We start from the raw sequence: 19,730 nt of genomic DNA, 5'->3' as shown, positions 1-19,730 counted from the left end.
CCGCCCCCGTGACGGTCAGCGCCCGCGGCGGAAGCGCGCGAGAAGGCTCCGGAGCCGTTCGGCCTGCCGGTCGGTGAAGTCGTTCGACAGCCGGAACGCCTCGCTCGTCGGGTCCGCCCCGTTCGCGACATCGCGGATGGCGCGCAGCGCCTGCTCGGACGGCGTCGGCCCGTCCCCCGGACGCGGCTGCGCCGGCCCGCTCGAGGGGTCCTCGTCGCGCGGGTCCTTCGGCTCCATGTCGCCTCCTCCGCGCCAGCCTAGGCGGCGGCAGGTCGGGCCAGGAGACCCGAACGGGGCGTGATCGGCGGGATCCTGCGCGGCAGTGGTCGGGATGCTCCGAGCACGACGACCGGCCGGGTCGCGAACCCACCGGCCGCCCAGTGCACTGCCCGATCCCTCCCCGCAGCCCCCGACCCCCGGACCCGGAGCACCACGGCCCCGGGCCCGAGGCCCCCGTCCCGCGGTCCGATGTCCCCCGACCCGGTCCCGCGGGAGTCTCCGGGCCTCAGCCCTTCACCGCTCCGCTCATGATGCCCGCGATGAGCTGGCGTCCGGCGAGCAGGAACAACACCAGCAGCGGGATCACCGAGAGCACGGCGCCGGCCAGCACGATCGAGTAGTCGACGTAGTAGCCCGACTGCAGCTGCGCGAGCGCGGTCTGCAGGGTCGGGTTCGTGGGGCTGAGGACGATCAGCGGCCAGAGGAAGTCGGTCCACGCCATCATGAACGTGAAGAGCCCGAGGATCGCCATCGCCGGTCGCGCCGCCGGGACGGCGACGGTGAGGAACGTCCGGAACTGGTTCGCTCCGTCCACGCGCGCCGCCTCGATCAGCTCGTCCGGGATCACGTCGACCAGGTACTGCCGCATGAAGAAGACGCCGAACGCGGTGACCAGCGTCGGCACGATCACGGCGCCGAGCGAGCCCGTCCAGCCGAGCTGCCGCATCAGGATGAACAGCGGGATGATGCCCAGCTGCGTCGGGATCGCCATGGTCGCGACCACTCCGATCATCAGGCCGTCGCGCCCGCGGAACCGCAGCTTCGCGAAGGCGTAGCCGGCGAGCGTCGAGAACGACACGACCGAGAGCGTGATGATCCCCGAGACGATGACGCTGTTCAGCAGCGCCGTCCAGAACGGGATCGCGGTCAGCACCTGCGAGGCGTTGGCGAGGAAGTTGCCGCCGGGGACGAGCGGCAGGGTCTCGCTGCGGGTCGCGTTCGAGCCGCTCGCCACGACGAACGACCACCACAGCGGGTAGGTCGAGCCGAGGATGAAGGCGCTCAGCAGTCCGTAGGTGAGGAAGCCGGGCCGGTCGACGCGGCCTGCGCGGGAGGCGCGGACGCGGCGCACCGGGAAGGCGGCGGAGGTGGCGGGGGCGGTCATCGCTCGCTCTCGTTCTGGCCGAGGCCGGTGGTGGTGAGGAGGGGGTCCGCGGCGGCGATCTCGTCGGCGGTCGCGGGGCGGGCGGAGCGCCGCTTCGAGCGCTGCGAGATCCGGTTCTCGACGGAGGCGATCCGCCGCGAGATCGCGAAGTTCAGCAGGCCGATCAGCACGATCAGGAGGAACAGCAGCCACGCGATCGCGGCCGCCTCGCCGAAGTTCTGGCGGAAGAACGCCATCTCCCAGAGGTAGAGGACGGTGGTCTGGAACTGCCGGTCCGAGCCGCCGATGCCGCCCGCGTTCGACACGTCGAACAGGCGCGGCTCCGCGAAGATCTGCAGGCCGCCGATGGTGGCGGTGATGATCACGAAGATCAGGGTCGGCCGGATGCTGGGGATCGTGATCGAGCGGAAGCGGCGGAACGCGTTCGCCCCGTCGATCGCGGCCGACTCGTGCAGCTCGCGCGGCACGGCCTGCATGGCGGCGAGGAGGATGAGGGCGTTGTAGCCGGTCCAGCGCCAGTTGACCATCGTCGCGATCGCGACGTGGCTGGCGAGGCGGTCGTTCGTCCACTCGATCGGGCTGATGCCCACGAGGCCGATCAGATTGTTGATCAGGCCCTCCTGGTCGCTGAAGACGCTCGAGAAGATCAGCGCGACCGCGACCGGCGAGACGATGTACGGCAGCAGGACGCTCATCCGCCAGAAGGTGCTGGCCCGCAGCGCCTGGTCGAGGGCGGCCGCGAGCAGCAGCGCGACGGCGAGCTGCGGGATCGTGGAGAGCAGGAAGATGCTCAGCGTGTTGACGATCGAGTTCCAGAAGAAGCGGTCGCCGAGCACGGCCGCGAAGTTCGCGAACCCGACGAAGTCGCCCTGGCCCTGCAGCAGCTGCCAGTCGTAGAGCGACACGACGAGCGTGTAGACCAGCGGGAACGCTCCGGTGAGCGCGAAGAGCAGGAAGAACGGCGAGATGTAGAGGTAGGGCGAGGCCTTCACGTCGAAGCGGCTCGCGCGCTGGCGGAAGGTCAGCGGGAGTCGGGGCGCCGGGCGCCGCTTCCCCGCGGGGGGCGTCGCCGTGGCCGGCGGGGTGAGTGTGCTCGTCATGGCGCTCTCTTCGAGGTCGAGTCGGAGTCGGAGGGGTGCGGTGAGGCGGCCCGGGATGCGGGCGGCCCGGCCGCACGGGGACCGGGAGGTCCGGTGGCGGCCGGACCTCCCGTGTCGGTTGGGCGTCGGCTCGGAGGGGTCAGCCCCCGGGCGTCGGCCAGACCGGATCAGTCGACGAGCTCGCCGAGGAGCTGGAGCGCCTCGTTCCAGCCCTCCTTGCCGTCGATCTCGCCGCGGTCGACCTTCTGCAGGACCGGTCCGAAGACGTTCTCCTGGATCAGCGAGTCGTCCGGGCCCTTGTACTGGGCGACGACGCCCTCGGCGCGCTGCGCGAGGATCGCGCCGGTCGGGGAGTCGTTCATGCCGGGGTCGGGAGCGGCCGCGGAGGCGAGCTCCTTCTGCGCGTCGAGGGTGCTCGGGAACGGTCCGGCCGCCTCGAACGCCTTCAGCTGCTGCTCCGGCTCGCTGAGCCACGACGCCAGCGCGGCGGCCTCGGCGGGGTGCTTCGACTGGGTCGGAACCGAGAGGAACGAGCCGCCCCAGTTGGCGGGGCCGCCGGGGAAGACGTCGGCGAAGTCCCAGCCGGTGGCCTCGGCGTTCCCGCCGCCGGCCTCGACGTTGCTCTTCAGCGTGCCGAACATCCAGCCCGGGCAGACGAAGGTGGCGAAGGTCTGGTCGGTGAACGACTTGCCTTTGTTCCAGTCCCACGCCTTCTGCGCGGCCGAGAGGCCGGAGGCGGTGGCGTCGGTCAGCTGACCCCAGCGCTCCTCGAGCTCCGGGTTGCCCTCGACGTTCAGCTCGCCGTCGGAGGTGTAGTACCCCTCGGGCAGCTGGTTGACCATGGCGTTCCACACGAATCCGGAGTGGTCGAACCACGCCTTGCCGGTGGCGTCGTGGTACTTCTGGCCGGCGGCGAAGTAGTCGTCCCAGGTCGCGTCCGGTCCGCCGAGCATCTCTGCGACGGCGGCGCGGTCGGTGGGCATGCCGGCGGCCTCGAAGGCGGCCGTGTTGTAGCAGAGGCCCTCGGGTCCGATGTCGGTGCCGTAGCCGATGACGCGTCCCTCGGGGTCGGTCGCCTGCTCGTACTTCCAGTCGACCCAGTCGGCCTTGCGGTCCTCGATGCCGTGGTCGCGCAGGTCGACGAACTGGTCCGAGACCTCCATGACGGAGCCGAGCCAGCCCTCCTCGATGGCGACGACGTCGGCGAGCCCGGAGCCGGCGGCGAGCTTGGTGAACGCGTCGGTCCGCGCGTTGCCGCCGGTGTCGATGTTGTTCGGGACGATGGTGATACCCGGGTTGGCGTCCTCGTACTCGCCGTAGAGCTCGTCGAAGCCCATGGCGTTGAACGTGGTGACGGTCAGCTCGATCTCGCCGCCCTCGGAGGCGTCGGATCCCGACGAGCATCCGGTGACGATCAGGGCGAGGGCCGAGGCGCCGGCGATCGCCGCGGCGATCCTGGTGCGTCGTGAATAGGGCACGGTCACTCCTTCGTGATGGTGGTGGGGCACCCCTGCGAGCGCTCTCACGCGTGCTGTTCCGCGTATGTGAGAGCGCTCTCACGAGGTGTGCGGCGAGCTTACGCACGCCCCCGCGGAGAGGTCAAGCGTTTTCGAGAGAGCGCTCTCATCCACTTGATGGTCCCCGCCCAGCCGCGCGCCTCCCCACCGCCCTCGCCCCGCGAGAACGCAGAAGTCGCGGTACTCGAACGCGAGTACCGCGACTTCCGTGGACTCACCGCCCTCTGCCGATCGAGTAGCGGCTACTCGACCAGCAGGGCCGCCCTCAGCCCACCAGCACCGCGAAGCCCTGCGCGGGCAGCTGCACGGAGACCTCTCCGGACGGCGTCGTCTCGCTCACGAGCGCGCCGTCCTGCGAGTAGACGCGCAGAGTGCCGGAGCCGTCCGAGACGCCGATCGCCGTGGTGCGCACGCCGTCGGTGGAGTTGCGGATCAGCTCGGTGCGCCCGCCCTCTCCTCCGACCACGAGGCGCGTGACCAGCGGGCGCACCAGCAGGGCGTCGAGGCGCGTCTCGCCGCTCAGCGGGCGGACCTCGACGCTCGACGAGCCGGCCGGCACGGTGCGGCGGAGCTTCTGCGGGAGCAGCGCGCCCGCTGCCTCGGTGACCCCCTGCGACCCGACCGTCGAGCGGAGCAGGTCGAGCGGGCGCGAGCCCGACGTCCAGACGCTCAGGGGCGTGCGCTCCGTGCCGCGCTGCGGCTGGTCGATGACCGCCTCCACCACGCGGTCCTGCGTGGACGGACCGATCGGGATCGACACCGCGCGGCGCGGGTCGGTCAGCGAGAGGTACGAGCCGCTCCAGCCGGCCTCCCCCGTCCAGGACGACTCGGGCGTGACGACGGTGCCGCCGCGCGCACTCTCCGCCTCGACCAGCGTCAGTCCGTCGCGCGAGCGCTCGGTGGCGACGGAGCGGGCACGGTCGGCGACGTCCGGGTGCTCGTCGAGCGCCAGCATCGCCAGCAGGCCGTGGATGGTGCTCTCGGCGCCGCTGTTGCGGTTGACGGACCCGTCGGCCTGGACGCCGTCGAAGACGACTCCGGTGGCCGGGTCGTAGACCGGGCCGAGGCTGCGGTTCAGGCCGAAGAACCAGGCGCCCTGCACGGCCGCGAGGTCGGTGAAGGCGCTGGAGCCGGTGGCGTCGGCCAGGGCGAGCGAGTTCTGCAGGCGGGAGTCGGCTCCGTAGGCGATCTGCACGCGGTCGGTCGGAGTGGGGTTCCAGCCGTTGTCGGGGCCGCCGGCGGTGAGCAGCTCCGGAGCGAAGCGGGCTCCGTCGACGATCGCGGGCTCGAGGAGCGAGGAGTCGTCGAGCGCCGCGGACGAGGCGGCGAGTCCCCCGGCCATCTGCGACGACCAGGAGTGCCAGAGCGTGCGCGACTTCGTCCACGGGAGGATCGCGCCGTACGGCCAGGCGGTGGTGTCCGCCTCCGTCGTCGTGGTGCGGGCGTAGGCGGCGACGCCCTCGGCGAGCTGGGCCGTGCTCGTGCGCACCGCGGAGTCGTCGGGAGCGGCCTCAAGGTAGGCGGACAGGCCGAGCAGCGCCTCCGAGGTGGCGTCGGCGCCGTCGACGATCAGCCAGGCCGGAACCTGCGCGCCGTCGGCCTGGGCGTACTCGCCGTAGCGGGTGAGCACCTCGCGGTCGACCGCCGCGACGCCGAGGCGCAGCCGCTCCTGCAGGAAGGCGGCGAACTCCGGATCCGTGTCGCGGAACGCCGCGTAGCCCTCGCCGAGCGCCCAGAGGGTGCGGGCGAGCCAGTAGCTGTCCTCGGAGTCGCTCGGATCCGGCAGCTCGACCGGCTCGGCGCTCGCGTTCAGCTCCCCGTCGGTCTGCATCCAGAGCACCACGTTCCCGGCGTCGTCGCCCTCGGTGGTCTGGAAGTAGGCGAGGGCGCGGAGCGTCTCGAAGGCCTTCTCGCGGCTCTCGGTCGAGCCGGTCTGCTGCCAGTGGCGGAGGTAGACGACCGCGGCGCGCGAGATGTCGTCGGTGTTGAACGCGCCCTGCTCGTAGTCGCCGGTTGCCGGATCGAGGCGACCGCCGCCGACGCGCTCGAAGGTGCCGCCGTCGCGGGCGTCGGCGTAGGTCCACGGCATCACCAGGGTCGGCTCCTCATCGAGCCGGTAGGTGGTGTGGCCGGGGCGAAGGTGGCCGTGCCGTCCTCGACGAGGCTCGTCCCTCCGGTGGCCGCGGCGTAGAGCGGCATGAAGTCGAACTGGGTCTGGAAGAACTCGCTGGTGGGCGCGGGCTGGATCGCGGCGGGCGCGGCACCCGACTCGACCAGCGTCTTCGACGTCGCGAGGAAGTCGTCGTAGGTCGACAGCGACGGGTTCTCGGGGTCGAGGCCCGCCTTCGCGAAGAGGTCCTTGTTGTAGAAGATGACGACCGGGTTGCTCTTCCACGGCATCTGGAAGTACTCGCCGTCGGCGTTCTGGTACTGCTCGGCGAGGTCGCCGCTGCGGGTCTCGATGTAGTCCGCGCCGCCGTCGAAGCTCGAGAGGTCGACGAGTCCGCCCTGGCGCTCGAACTGGCCGACCGCGCTGGGGGCCGTGTTGAAGACGAGGCACGGCGCGTTGCCGGCCGTGATCGCGGCTCCGATGACCTCCTCGCTGCTCTTGCCCGCGGGGATCTCCTGCCCGGTGATCTCCTCGTCCGGGTGGTCGGCGTTCCACGCGTCGACCATCGCCTTGCCCCACTGCACCTCCTGCTCGTTGTTCGAGTACCAGATGGTGATCGGGCCGGTGGCGGTGAGGTCGGTCGACGCTCCGCCGCCGCCGCCACTGCAGGCGGTGAGGGCGAGGGTCGCGAGGGAGGCGGTGGCGATCCCGGTCAGCCAGCGTCTCGTCGTCGAGGGGGCCATGGTGTTCTCCTTGTCCGGCGTGCGCGACGGTGCGCACGCGTCTTCAGTGGGTCGACGGCCGCGGAGGAGCGGTCGAGTGGCGCACCACGAGCCCGGCGGGCTCGAGGTCGACGTCGGGGGCGCTGCCGGACTCGATGAGGTCGAGCAGCGTGCGGGCAGCCTCCTCGCCCCAGTGCGCGGGGCGCGTGCGGGCCGAGGTCAGCGACGGGTAGACGTGGGCGGCGATCTCGGAGTCGTCGAAGCCCGTGATCGAGAGGTCGTCGGGGAGCCGGAGCCCGCGGGCGTGCGCGACACCGAGGCCGGCGATGGCCATCGGGTCGTTGCCGAAGACGATCGCGGTGGGCGGGGTCGGGCTGTCGAGGAGGCGCTCCGTGGCCGCCGCGCCCTGCTCCGCACTGAAGTCGGTGGCGACGAGCGCGGTGGGCTCGAGCCCCGCATCGGTGCAGGCCCGCGTGAAGGCCTCACGGCGGCGGGAGGAGTGGAGCAGGTGGTCCGGCCCGGCGACGTGGGCGATGCGGCGGTGGCCGAGCTCCGCCAGGTGCCGGACGGCGTCGGCGATGCCCGCGGAGTCGTCCATCACGACGGCGGGTGAGGAGGAGCCCTCCAGCCGCCCGAGCGTGACGGCCGGGATCTGCAGCTCGGCGAGCAGCGCCGGTCGGGAGTCGTCCTGCCGGAGGTCGGTGAGGAACACGCCGTCGACGCGGCGGTCAGCCGCGAGCGTGCGGTAGACGGCCTCCTCGGAGGCGCCCGGGTCGACGACGCTGAGCACCAGCACCCGGCCGCGCTCGGCGAGCACCCGCTCGACCCCCGAGATGAAGGAGGGGAAGAACGGGTCGGCCGCGATGACCGCCGGGTCGCGCGCCACCACGAGGCCCACCGCGAACGAGACGCTGGTGGAGAGGGAGCGGGCCGCGAGGCTGGGCCGATAGCCGAGCTCGGCGGCGACGCGGAGGATCCGCTCGCGGGAGTCGGGCGAGACGCCCGGCCGGTCGTTGAGAGCGAAGGAGACGAGCGCCTTGCTCACGCCGGCCTCGCGCGCGACGTCGAGGATCGTCGGTCTGCCCGCCATGGGAGCTCCTTCGCTCGTCGCCGCGTCTGAACCGGTTTTGTAAACCGGTTCAGAGCACGTAGCAGGGAGGAGGGCGGAGGAGAAGAGGGAGGTGGACGAGGCGGTGCGTGTGCCATCTGGAGCCTGTTTCCCGCCTGTCCCCGCTGCTGGGACGTGCACGCGTCGGCCGGTCGCTACGGTGTCGGACGCCTGTGCACGGGCCCCCGGGATGGCCGCCGAGCGAGTGGCTCCAGGCCGCTCACGGAACCGTCGTATGGCGGAATCTGAGAGCCCTCCGCGTCCCGGCTCCGGCGCGTCCGCCTGGTGCTGGAGTGTCCCGGTGCCCGGTGACCCCGCAGGCACTCCCCCGACCCGAGAGAAGAGAACGATCATGGCCCGCCCCCACACCGCCAGCCGCACCACGAGCGAGCAGCGCACCGAGCACGCCGAGCAGTACTCGGCCGGAGCGCGCTACGCGTCGGAGGCGTTCGGCACCTTCCTCCTGGTCGCCGGCGGCGTCGGCACCGCGGTGTTCGCCTCCGCCTTCCCCGACTCCGGCAACGCGCTCGGAGTCGGCTTCCTCGGTGTCGCCCTCGCCTTCGGCCTCACCGTGATGGCCGGCATCTACGCCGTCGGCCACATCTCCGGCGGCCACTTCAATCCCGCCGTCAGCGTCGGCCTCGCCATCGCCGGCCGCACCGAGTGGAAGCACATCCCCGGCTACATCATCAGCCAGATCCTCGGCGGGCTCATCGGAGCCGGAATGGTCTTCCTCGTCGCCGCCGACGGCCCCGCCGGCTACCTCGCCGCCGCCCGCGACTCCGGCTTCGCCTCCAACGGCTACGGCGCCGCCTCCCCCGGCGGCTTCGGCCTCGGCGCGGTCCTGCTGACCGAGATCGTCCTGACCGCCGTCTTCGTCGCCGTCATCCTCTCCGTCACCGCCAAGAGCGAGTACAAGGCCGTCGCGCCGCTCGCCATCGGCTTCACGCTGACGCTCGTGCACCTGATCAGCATCCCGGTGAGCAACACGTCGGTGAACCCGGCACGGTCCATCGCCGCGGCAGTGTTCGCGGGGCCGGATGCGCTCGGGCAGGTGTGGGTGTTCCTGGTGGCGCCGATCGTGGGTGCGGCGATCTCGGGGGTAGGGACGAAGGTGCTGAATCGGCGGAAGTGAGGTCGGGAGCCACCAAGCGCTCGCTGAGGAACAAGCTTAAGGCCCTAGGGAGGTCATGCCTACCCTAGTCATCCTCGGGAGGCTCGACACTATCTGTGTTATCAGCGTCGAGACGGATGACCGTGACCGGTGTCGTGAAGCTCTAAAGAGAACCTCCTTTCAATCTACAGGGCGATCAGGGCCTTGCAGCTGACGGGCTACCTCTGAGGGTGAAGTTTCCAAGAGAAGACTAAGTTGCCACATAAGTTCTGCATCGCTTACATCAACGTCTTCATCCTCATCTTTGCCACGCCCGACAGGCTTCCCAGGATGTCCAACACCTCTATCAGCTTCCACTTTGCTCAACCGACTTTCAAGATCTGAGATAAGGTACTCCGCGACCTCGACAGCCTGGCGCAGGTCACGAATTGACAGAGTTATGAACGTCATTCTCGGCGGAAACTGCATTGCCATCGCACTGTAAACAAGATCTGATACAGTTCGGACGATAGTCGCGCCGCTATATCCGTTTGCGGGGCCATCTGGGCGTAAGCCTGTATCTTCGCGAATAGACTTCGGTATCTTCCAATAGCGGGCATTAGCGGCTGCAGTTCTCGCCGGCAAATAAGCAAGTCGGCGCTTCAATAGCGCTTCAGAGGCGGCTTCTCGCAGGTTATCTAGAGACATAGTCGTTACATTACTTTTGACGGTAGCCTCGACCGCTCCACTTTGAAAGCCCTTTTCGGCCATGACGATACCTTTATCCGAACCAGTGTCTTCGACAATTGTCCGTAACGCGAGGATGTGAAGTTTGTTGACTGGATGTTTCCAATGCTTGCATTCGATCAGCCACGTCAACTGCAATCCGACGTGCTTGTATCGCGCAACGACGTCGACAGCGTGGGTCGTACGCACGCCCTGCAGCGTCTGATCGGTATCTGCCTCGAAGCCAAGGTCTCGAAACACGTTTGCTGTCGCCTCTTGGTAATCGCGCCATGCACTCATGTGATCAGTGTGACACCAAAGACACCTTAACCACCGCGCGTTCAGCGGTCACTTTCGAGTCGAGCAGAGAGCGATGCTTGAAACAGCACGGATCAGGTGGCTCGCGGTACGCAAGGTCGAGCCGACCAGGCGAACCAATCCAGCTACAAGGACCCCGACGCCACCGACGATGAGCAGCAGCAATGAAACTCGCCGAGCGGCCCGAACTTGTTCTTCCGCTGGTGTACGCGTCCTCGAAATGATGCTTCGGTCGCTCTGCGATGCTTAAATATAGCTGCCCGAGCCCGAGGCTGCGTACGGTCTCGGCGCGCATGCTCGTGTTGATACGCCAGAACCCTGACATGCCCTCACTTTTCGGCGACTCGCTTAAAGGTGCGGAACGCCAGCAGTGCCTGCAGGGGGGCAGGGAACCAAAACTTGCTGTCATCCGCACGTAACTGCAGCTCCGCTCTTGTCAAGACAGTGCTCGAACAGCCAGCCTTGTACTTGGCACCTAACTTGCCCCTGTTCGAGAGGGACGCATCATGATCGATCTGTCCGCGAGCCTCAGCTTCGCTCAGCTCGCCGTGGCAATGCAAAGTTCACCGGGCTCTTATGCGTTATTGGCAGGTGCAGGCGTTTCACGTGGCGCCGGACTTCCCACGGGCTGGGACGTAATGATCGACCTAATCGGCCGCATCGCTCAAGCTAATGGGATCGAACTCGATACGAGTGAGCGTGAGGAATGGTGGATCTCACAACGCGGGGAATCCCTCAACTACTCTTCATTGCTAGCGGCAATCTCACCATCCCCACTAGCGCGCAGAGATATTTTAAGATCCTATTTCGAGCCCAGCGTCGGCAGCGGCCTGCACCGGCCTTCAATCGCGCATGAGGCAGTTGCACGAATGGTAGCTAAGGATTCCATTCAGTACATTGTCACTACGAATTTTGACCGCTTATTTGAAAATTCTTTCGCGAAGTGGAACGTACGAGCGCGAGTCTCGACTCACCTCGAGACTGATGGACTGGCACTTCGCGATAGAACACCGGCATTACTAAAAATCAATGGCGACTACCTCGACTTAGCCGCGAAGAACACAGAGAAAGAGCTCAGCAGCTACTCGCCTAAACTTCTCGCAACACTGGGCGCACTGTTTGCTAATAGCGGTTTGGTGATATCGGGGTGGTCTGCAACATGGGACAAGGCTCTCTACAATCTCCTTTTAGCTACGGAATCGACCTACCCCACTTACTGGGTAGGAGTGGGAACGCCGACACCAGCGGCACAACGGCTCATTGACACTCGATCCGCCGTAGTCGTACCCGCTGATTCGGCAGATCAGCTGTTTAGCATGCTCGACTCCGCTATTGACGCAATAAACGAGCGCGCCATAGCGGCTGAAACAATCAGTCTGGTATCAGATGTCGGTGCTCTGCGCCGCTCCATAATCGAGGACCAGCAGGTCTTTTGCCGCATCGAGAATGGTGGTTTTGCCCTACAGTGGCACGAGGAATTTACTCTAGTCGCAATCGTCGCAGGAACTGCCTCTATCCCGATCAGCTTCTTTTGGCCGCGCCCCGAGGAGGTGGAGCTCGAAATTCTTGCTGGCGGAACCCTGAAGGAGGGGCCTACGGTGGGTGCCACAGGCGCAATCACCTACCGTGTTGAACTAGAAAGCGCGCTAGCGGTGGGACAAAGACGCACCGTCAAATTCATTCGACGAGTTCGCAAGTCCGCAGAGCGAATGCCCTCCTTTATAGGTTGGAGCCCGAATGCACCTACGCCGACCTTCTCGCTTGCCATACAATTTGACGATAATTCGCGTCCGCTTCACGTGAATCGCGTGGTGGCTCCCGCTGGTGACTGGCCAACGTTAGCCGCGGTGGGTTCAGAGATTAAGCTCGAAAGCGGTTACACCAAGCTCGAATTTCAGGCGCCCATGAAAGGGTACGGCTATGGCGTAACTTGGAGTTGGGCCTCCGCGATCACAAGCTGAGCTTCGGTGACGTCGCGCTGAGACTGAGTCTGCTCGTTATCCGCCGCGGCAACGGAGGGACCACCGACCTGGTCGGCTCGCCACTCCTACGCAAGGGCAGCTCAGGCGGCTTCAGCTGCCGCTGGTTCCGCCGACTGCGCTCGACCATTGTCATCGAAAGCCACGGTTGTTTCGATGCGGGAGTCGTGGCAAGCGGTCGGATCATTGGCGCGCTTTCACTCCTCAGCGACACTCAGCTCGAGCACGGGGATGGCGCCGGCGACCGCTGCACGGTAGTCCGCGATCAGCGCCCGCTCGGCTGCCGGATTGGGGCCGAGGGTGTCGGTCCGCCTTCGACGCATTCGATGATCTTTCACCAATACTCGTAGCCGCTCGCGATCCGCCTCAAGAGGCGCCGCCCGCACCGCACTTGATTATCAGATGGTCATTTCACTGCTACTGTTGCAGATTCACCCAAACCGGGTCGAGATACTTGTCGGTCTCGGTAACCGAGAGAGCGTAAGGCTCAGCCCCTGAAATTGCTTGAAATATGTAATTCCATTCGTGCGGCGTATCCTGTAGCAAGTGGTCATTACAACCAGGATTGCCGGGGACGCGGCTGAGTTCGAACACCGGCGCCATCTCGCGCTCAAGAGTATCGAACGCCTGAAGGTAAAGATCGGTGTTCCCACAAGAAAGATCGGCCTGCGACTTCGAGTTGCTGTACGTCATTCCGAGTATGAATAACTGCCCCCCAGAATCGGGAGTAATAGGCGACCCCTCGGTCGTCTCGATGGACTCGACAGCCTCCATGGAATTCACCGTGAGAGTGACATTGCCCGTGGTGAAAGTGTCTCCCAGCTGGAAGACCGTCACGGCCGGGCCGGATGCCGGAGTTGGCGTGCTGGCCGCTCGAGTGGGGGCTACTGTACGCGCGGGGGAGGACGTTTGTCGTGCGGACTCAGCTGCGACCCCGACCCCGCTGCGACCATTCCCGTTCCCGATGGCGTATCCGACCCCGATTGCCAAACCTACCAAGATCACGACCGCGACGACTAGACCAACAACGAGGGCTTTACGTGAGATGGTAACGCTTGCAGACGCGGACGGCGTTCCAGAGCCGGTTTTCGTGGGTCGTGTTGGTTCAGCCATCCTCCTACAGTGGCAGAAGTGGGACCACCTTACAATTTTGCAGGCCGTTTTCGACCATCGCGTAACACGGGGTGCCAGGCCCGCCGTAACCGCTCGTGAGCGCCCGCTGTGCCGCCGGAAGGATGTCTGACTTCCGACCGTCTCCACCAAATCGGGTGAAGCGTAGTAGAGCCGCGTCGCAGTATTCAGCCCGCAGCCGCCGCCCGTTCTGCTTCGCTCCTCGTCTTCTCATACAGCCCCATGGCGACGAGCACAGCAGCGATTGATGCGAAGTCGCTCTTCTGCAGCAGCGCTTTCATCGCGTTGCTGTGGCCAGCGGCGGAGGCATAGATGACGTCTTCGAGTTGCGCGGCGATGGTGGGTGACGTTTCGAAGTCGATGGGCGTGTTCGCCATCGCTTCGGCCTGGATCTTGGGGTTGTCGACGACGTGCCGGAGGATCGTCTCCGCAGCGCTGACGCCGTTGATTTCGTCGACGTCGGTGCCGGCGAACAGGCCGTTGATCTTGTCGATCACGTCCTGCAGCAGCCCGTACTTCGCCTCCCGCGGTTGAGCCGACCCGGCCGCCGTGACGCCAGGTAGTTGCCCGGTCTGCCCCGAGGTCAGGCCGAGGTTCTGAGCTTCGAGTTTCCGGAGGCGGTAGTGGGTGAGGACGATGTCGTCGGTGTTGATCGCTGACGGTTCTGCGTCTTGCCGCTCGATGACGCGGCGGTAGACGCGGAGGAAGATGGCCCACTTCTCGATGTCGGTGTCGCCGTAGTCCATGATCTGCGACAGGAAGTCGTAGGCCCGCACGAACGCGAAAATCGTTCCACGGAACTCGTCGAGGCGGCCCTTCTCGAGGTCGTTGGAGGTGTCAACGGCGTCGTTCCAGCGGGTCCAAAACACGTCGCGGGATGCCTTGATGTGCGAGTACAGGGTGTTGTGGCTGGACTTCGTCAGCCACGCGTCGACGACGGCGTCGACGTCGTGGGGGTCGATGATGCTCATGCTGCGCAGCTTGCCCAGCATGTCGTGAATGATGTTCGGATCTGACGGCTGGGTCAGCTCGGCGTCTTCGTAGTATGTCTGGAACGCTTCGAGGATCTGGTCCGGGTCGTTGACGAAGTCGATGACGTACGTGTTCTCCTTCCCCGGGATCACCCGGTTCAGCCGCGACAGCGTCTGCACCGCCGTGATGCCGGAGAGCTTCTTGTCGACGTACATGCCGACCAGGAGGGGCTGGTCGAAGCCGGTCTGGAACTTGTTAGCGACGATCATCACCTGGAACTCATCCCCCGCGAACGCCGCCTCCAACGACCGCCCCTTCAGGCCCTCGTTCATCGACGTCTCTGTGAAGTCCTTCGGCCCCGACTCCGCATCCAGCACCGACCCGGAGAACGCGACGAGCGCCCCCAGCTGACCGTCGAGCTTGTGGTCCTTCAGGTAGGCGTCGATGGCGAGCTTGTAACGCACGGCCTCCTTCCGAGACCCGGTGACCACCATCGCCTTCGCGCGGCCGCCGAGCTCGCTGCGGACGTTCGTGCGGAAGTGCTCGACGATCACGGCGACCTTCTGCGCGATGTTCGTGGGGTGCAACCGCACCCACCGCATCACCTCGCTGCTGGCCTTCACCGTGTCGATCTCCACATCCACCCCAGTAGCCCGGTCGGTGTGGGCGAGGGTGAACGCGAGGTCGTAGGGGAGGTAGTTCTTCAGCACGTCGAGGATGAAGCCCTCCTCGATCGCCTGCTTCATCGAATACAGATCGAACGCGCGCTTGGTGCCCGTCTCGTCCTCACGGCCGAACAACTCAACCGTCTTCCCCTTCGGCGTCGCCGTAAACGCCAGGAACGAAATCGTCCCCACCCCGACCTTTCGCGCCATCACATCAGCGAGCACGTCCTCCACATCCACCGACCCCGCCCCCGCCTCATCGGCATCGGCCACGCCGGCGGTGAGGACCTGCTTCAGAGAGGCGGCAGCCTCGCCGCTCTGCGAGGAGTGCGCCTCGTCAGCGATAACCGCGTAACGGCGACCGGCAAGACCCGCGTGCTTCTCGATCGTGGTCAACGCATGCGGGAACGTCTGCAACGTCACCCCGATGATCTGCTTCCCCGCCAGCAACGCCTCAGCGAGCTGTGCGGACTTCGACGCATCCCCACCGCGCGTGATCGGCTGGAACACACCCGACGTGGTCTCGAGCTGTTCGACGGCACGCTGCAGCTGCCCGTCGAGGACCTGCCGGTCCGAGACCACGATGACGCCGTCGAACACCTTCTGACCGGTCGCGTCGTGCAGCTGCGCCATCCGGTGCGCAGCCCACGCGATGGAGTCGGTCTTCCCCGAGCCGGCGGAGTGCTGGATCAGGTAGTTGTGACCAGGGCCCTCCTCCAGCACGGACCGCTCGAGCTTCGTGACGGCCCGCCACTGGTGATACCGCGGGAAGCGCAGCGACTTCGCGTACGTCTTCTTCCCATCGATCGGGTCGGTCTTCTCCTCGAACCGATAATGCAGAAACCGCCCGAGAAGATCCAGCCACGTACCCCGCTCGAGAATCTCCTTCCAGAAGTACGCCGTTGGGCTCGTCCCCGGAATAGCCGTGTTGCCCGCGCCGTTCGCTGCGCCGCGGTTGAAGGGGAGGAAGCGCGTGTTCGGCCCGTCGAGCTTCGTCGTCATGTGCACCTCCTCGTTCGTGACGACGAAATGCACGAGAGCACCCCGACCGAAGGTCAGCAGAGGCTCACCCTCCGGCTTCCGGTCCTGGGCGTACTGCTTTAACCCCGCGGCGAGGCCCTGCGTCAAATCGGTCTTCAACTCGATCGTCGACACCGGTATACCGTTCACGAACAAGACGAGATCGATACGATTCCCGTTCTTACCCGAGTAGACGACCTGACGCATCACCCGCAGACGATTCGCCGCGAAGCGCTCGGCCGTCTTCGAGTTCAGTGAAGTCGCAGGCCGCGTCTGAAACAGCGAGAACCTCGCGTTCAATGCCCCGACGGACGTCTTCAGCACGTTGAGTGTGCCGCCGCCGTTCATCGGATCATTCGTCTGCGCAGCGACGATGCGATCGAGGATCTGCTTACGCCCGACCACCTGGGACGCCTCGTTCGCACCCGGCTTCACCAGCTTGTCGAGCTGCTCCGGCTGCGTCGCCTCCAGCCACGCGAAAACGTCGGTGGGAAACAGTGCCCGCTCCGTGTCGTACCCCTCGTCATCGGTGGAGTACTCCCACCCGTGTGCCGCGAGGTACTCACACAGCTCAACCTCGAACGCGTCCTCGTGCTGGATCGCCATCAGTAACCCCCGGTCAACGCCCGCAGCCGTCAGGCCACGCCGCGCACATCGATCTTGCCCGTCACCGCCGCCGAGATGAGAGCGGCCCGCCGCTCCTTCGACAGCGCGATTGCCTCACGCGCATCGGCGATCGCGGCATCCAACGTTCCAACAATCTCGCTCGTCTCATTTACGACGCGTCTTTGCTCATCAAGGCTCGGCAAGGGGATGAAAACATCCTGGACAACCGCCGTGTTGAGCCTCTGCCTTGTTGACCCTCTCGCCATTAAGGTGAACCTTGCTCTGGTCTGTGGTGCCGAGAGCACCCAGGCGAGATACTCGCCGGTGACAAGTCCGTTTGATCTCACCCGGTAGCAGTCGGCTTTGACGATTGCAGGACCCAGATCAGGTACGACCGCGGCTCGACCAAGAGGCATGCGATCATCCCCAAGTCCCGCAACTACGACGTCCCCGGCACGAAGGGAGTGCGCTACAAGATCAGCAAAATAGGGCAACGGTATGAAGGCTCGGTCCGCGTCCTTGAACGAGTTGATGCCGATGTTACCGAGACGAACGACGCGCGCGCCCTCGTCAGAATAATGCGCCGAAGTAAGGCTCGATCCAAAAGGGCCATCGGTAACTGAGGATGTCACCCTGCGAAGTGGGACATCGGTCACGTTCAAACCATCGATAGCGGACTGCCAGCACGCATCTCGCCGCTCGGCGAGCAACGCGATGAGCTCCTCCTGATCCGCGATGAACGCGTCGATCTCCGCCGTCTCCCGATTAAGGAAGGCACAGATTGCTAACTGTTCATCACGAGAAGGCACTAGCACCGGAAAAGAAGTAAACATCGGTCGGCGCAAGGATGCGACAGTGGTCAGGGCCCCGCCATATGCCACAACCCGCTTGAACTGTGAGGAAAAGTAGTAATAGAGAAATCGTGGAAGAATGGTCCGAAAGTTTCGGAGCACGTAAACTCGCTGATGGACATCGAATTTTCCAGTGAGATGATGAAAGACCTCTCCAACATCTCCATCTCCCGCCGTGAGGATAGCCTCCGTATCGTAAGTAAAGCTGTCAATACTGAGAAGCGTTTTCGACCTCACGACGAATGGGTAGGACCCATTCGGTACGGAATCGATCGTATCTTTCGTTCCGGTTTCTACGACGGCTAGATATCGCAATGCCTGTAGCGACCATTTCATGGGAGCTTTTTCGAGCCATGGAACTGCAATACCTTGATACTCGGGATACGGCTTCAACTTCGTCATGACTTCACCGCCTCAAGGCGCGCGCGAATGCGGCCGAGCACCGCTTCGAGGTCAGCGTCGATCTCTTCGAGTGAGCGTGGTGGCACGTACTGGTAGAAGTGGCGCGTGAAGGGTATTTCGCAGCCCTCCTTCGTTTTCGACTCGTCGATCCACGCATCTGGGGCGAACGGCGTCACCTCGCGCTCGAAGTACTCGTGGATGCTTTCGGTCCACGGGACGTTCTCGGTGTCGCGAAGTGTGGCATCAGCCTCAGGGCGACCCTTCGCGTCCTTCACGATCGGCGCGTTCTCGTCCCGCTCCGACAGCGCGCCCAAGAAGGCCTTGTACTGCGCCGGAGTCATCACGACGCCGTCGTCGTCGAGCCGGCGCTTGAGCTGCTTGCGGAACTCCGCAAGGTCCGTGGTCGGCGCGATCCCCGCCTCCTCCACCGACGCGACGAAGTTCTTCCACTCCACCTTCGCCAGGGCCTTTATCTCCCGCGCGATGGCCAGCCGTTCCGGTGTGAGTGCCCAGTTCAGCCGCAGCGGGCGCTCGACGGTGATGGTGCGGTAGAAGAAGTCCTCTGTCGCGAAGGTCTTCGACCGCGCATCATCCGCCTCACCGCTGTAGAGCTTCACCAGCGTGTCGATGTCCTCGGGGCCCAGCTCGTTGCGCTTGGAGCCGAGGCCCTTGCGCATCTTGCGGAAAAGCTTGGTTCCGTCGATGAGCTGCACCTTGCCGACCCGGTCGGCGTTCTTCTTCGTCGCGAGTACCCAGATGTACGTCGCGATTCCGGTGTTGTAGAACATGTCGGTTGGCAGCGCGATGATCGCCTCGAGCAGGTCGCGCTCGAGCACCCATTTGCGGATGTTCGACTCCCCAGACCCCGCGCCGCCCGTGAAGAGCGGGCTGCCGTTGAGGACGATCGCGGCGCGCCCGCCGCCCTGCTCGGCAGTCCGCATCTTCGAGATGAGGTGCATCAGGAACAGCATCGAACCGTCCGACACCCGCGGCAGCCCGGCCCCGAACCGCCCCGCGTAACCACGGAGAGTGTGCTCCTCAGTGACCGCTCTTTGCTGCTTCTTCCAGTCGACGCCGAACGGGGGGTTGGAGAGTCCGTAGCTGAAGGTCGCGCCGGCGTGGCCGTCGTTGATGAGGGTGTCGCCGAAGTAGATCGCGTCGACCGACTGGCCCTTGACCGTCATGTCGGCCTTGCAGATCGCGTACGACTGCGGGTTGATCTCCTGGCCGGCGAGCGTGAGTACGGCAGACGGGTTCGCGCTGCGGATGTGATCCTCCGCGACCGAGAGCATGCCGCCGGTGCCGGCCGTCGGGTCGTAGACCGACCGCACGACGTTCGCCTTCGCGAGCGTGTCCGACTCCGGGGCGAGCAGCACATCGACCATCAGTTCGATCACGTCGCGGGGCGTGAAGTGCTCACCCGCCGTCTCGTTCGACGCCTCCGCGAACTTGCGGATGAGCTCCTCGAAGATGTGTCCCATCTCCTCGTTCGGCACCTGCGCCGGTGAGAGGTCGACCGCCGCGAAACGCTGCGTGACGTGAAACAGGAGGTCGTGCTCGTCGAGCTCGGCGATGCGGTCGGAAATCTTGTACTTGTCGAAGATGTCCTTCACGTTCTCCGAGAACCCGGAGACGTAGTCGAGCAGGTTCACCCCGAGGTTCTCCGAGTCGCCGAGGGCGGTCTTGAGGTCGAACTTCGACTCGTTCCAGAAGGAGTACGGGTGGCTCGCCTTGTTGCGCAGCAGCGACGCGCGCACGGGTATGCCGGCGGCCGCGGCCTGCTCCACCGCCGCGAACACCGCTTGCTTCGTGGGCTCGAGTACCGCGTCGAGGCGGCGGAGCACCGTGAACGGCAAAATGATGTCGCCGTACTGGTGCGCCTTGAAGCTCCCGCGAAGCAGGTCAGCGATTGACCAGATGAACGTGGCGTGATTATTACTCAAGTCTTCAGGACCCCTCATGAACTTGTGAACGAGTCTATTGACGGGAGCCGAGGCCTTGAACAGCGACGCGGCCGGTCAGTAGC

General features: G+C 65.5%; 15 protein-coding genes. 2 read left to right on the top strand and 13 right to left on the bottom strand.

All coding sequences use genetic code 11. From position 1 onward, the window contains the following. Positions 1-15: 15 nt before the first annotated feature. The 7 genes from C5C46_RS04855 to C5C46_RS04825 form a co-directional block, all read right to left on the bottom strand. On the bottom strand, positions 16-237 hold the full coding sequence (locus C5C46_RS04855; RefSeq protein ID WP_104225836.1) for a hypothetical protein: 222 nt from the start codon (positions 235-237) through the stop codon (positions 16-18). A gap of 268 nt (positions 238-505) precedes the next feature. Continuing rightward, the gene (locus tag C5C46_RS04850; RefSeq protein WP_104223961.1) at positions 506-1,384 is read right to left on the bottom strand and encodes a carbohydrate ABC transporter permease; all 879 of its coding nucleotides are present in this window, start codon (positions 1,382-1,384) and stop codon (positions 506-508) included. Beyond that, entirely contained in the window at positions 1,381-2,484 is a 1,104-nt protein-coding gene (locus tag C5C46_RS04845; RefSeq protein WP_104225835.1) for a carbohydrate ABC transporter permease, read from the bottom strand. Before C5C46_RS04845 ends, C5C46_RS04850 begins: the two co-directional genes overlap by 4 nt. A gap of 167 nt (positions 2,485-2,651) precedes the next feature. Beyond that, positions 2,652-3,962 carry an ABC transporter substrate-binding protein gene (locus C5C46_RS04840; protein ID WP_104224001.1) on the bottom strand — a complete coding sequence of 437 codons (1,311 nt, stop codon included), beginning with the start codon at positions 3,960-3,962 and terminating at the stop codon, positions 2,652-2,654. Between the two features lie 304 nt (positions 3,963-4,266). Beyond that, positions 4,267-6,093, bottom strand: a complete 1,827-nt coding sequence (locus C5C46_RS04835) for a hypothetical protein (protein WP_104225834.1) — start codon at positions 6,091-6,093, stop codon at positions 4,267-4,269. Then, entirely contained in the window at positions 6,090-6,854 is a 765-nt protein-coding gene (locus C5C46_RS04830; RefSeq protein ID WP_104225833.1) for an ABC transporter substrate-binding protein, read from the bottom strand. The genes C5C46_RS04835 and C5C46_RS04830 overlap by 4 nt, the downstream gene beginning before the upstream one ends. 43 nt (positions 6,855-6,897) lie before the next feature. Further along, positions 6,898-7,923 (bottom strand): LacI family DNA-binding transcriptional regulator, encoded by a 1,026-nt coding sequence (locus C5C46_RS04825; protein WP_104225832.1) that lies wholly within the window; start codon positions 7,921-7,923, stop codon positions 6,898-6,900. A gap of 370 nt (positions 7,924-8,293) precedes the next feature. On the opposite strand from C5C46_RS04825, the gene aqpZ reads away from it, so the two are divergent. Next, positions 8,294-9,076 carry an aquaporin Z gene (gene aqpZ / locus C5C46_RS04820; RefSeq protein WP_104225831.1) on the top strand — a complete coding sequence of 261 codons (783 nt, stop codon included), beginning with the start codon at positions 8,294-8,296 and terminating at the stop codon, positions 9,074-9,076. A 159-nt stretch (positions 9,077-9,235) separates the two neighbouring features. On the opposite strand, the gene C5C46_RS04815 is transcribed toward aqpZ, so the two are convergent. Continuing rightward, entirely contained in the window at positions 9,236-10,060 is an 825-nt protein-coding gene (locus tag C5C46_RS04815; RefSeq protein WP_104225830.1) for a restriction endonuclease, read from the bottom strand. A gap of 524 nt (positions 10,061-10,584) precedes the next feature. Here C5C46_RS04815 and C5C46_RS16545 point away from each other — a divergent pair. Then, positions 10,585-12,039: an SIR2 family protein gene (locus tag C5C46_RS16545; RefSeq protein WP_146078937.1), complete on the top strand. Its 1,455-nt coding sequence runs from the start codon at positions 10,585-10,587 to the stop codon at positions 12,037-12,039. 215 nt (positions 12,040-12,254) lie between these two features. On the opposite strand, the gene C5C46_RS17200 is transcribed toward C5C46_RS16545, so the two are convergent. The 5 genes from C5C46_RS17200 to C5C46_RS04790 form a co-directional block, all read right to left on the bottom strand. Beyond that, entirely contained in the window at positions 12,255-12,380 is a 126-nt protein-coding gene (locus C5C46_RS17200) for a hypothetical protein (RefSeq protein WP_258059332.1), read from the bottom strand. 94 nt (positions 12,381-12,474) lie between these two features. Then, complete coding sequence (locus tag C5C46_RS04805) at positions 12,475-12,894, bottom strand: hypothetical protein (RefSeq protein WP_104225828.1); 420 nt, start codon at positions 12,892-12,894, stop codon at positions 12,475-12,477. A gap of 461 nt (positions 12,895-13,355) precedes the next feature. Next, positions 13,356-16,451 (bottom strand): type I restriction endonuclease subunit R, encoded by a 3,096-nt coding sequence (locus tag C5C46_RS04800; RefSeq protein WP_104225827.1) that lies wholly within the window; start codon positions 16,449-16,451, stop codon positions 13,356-13,358. A 29-nt stretch (positions 16,452-16,480) separates the two neighbouring features. After that, positions 16,481-17,704 (bottom strand): restriction endonuclease subunit S, encoded by a 1,224-nt coding sequence (locus tag C5C46_RS04795; protein WP_104225826.1) that lies wholly within the window; start codon positions 17,702-17,704, stop codon positions 16,481-16,483. Continuing rightward, positions 17,701-19,665, bottom strand: a complete 1,965-nt coding sequence (locus C5C46_RS04790; protein ID WP_104225825.1) for a class I SAM-dependent DNA methyltransferase — start codon at positions 19,663-19,665, stop codon at positions 17,701-17,703. The genes C5C46_RS04795 and C5C46_RS04790 overlap by 4 nt, the downstream gene beginning before the upstream one ends. Positions 19,666-19,730: the final 65 nt, after the last annotated feature.

It is taken from the genome of Rathayibacter sp. AY1E6, from assembly GCF_002931115.1.
Lineage (GTDB): Bacteria > Actinomycetota > Actinomycetes > Actinomycetales > Microbacteriaceae > Rathayibacter.
Note: the sequence above shows the minus strand (reverse complement) of the source record. Positions and strands in the feature narration are given on the sequence as shown.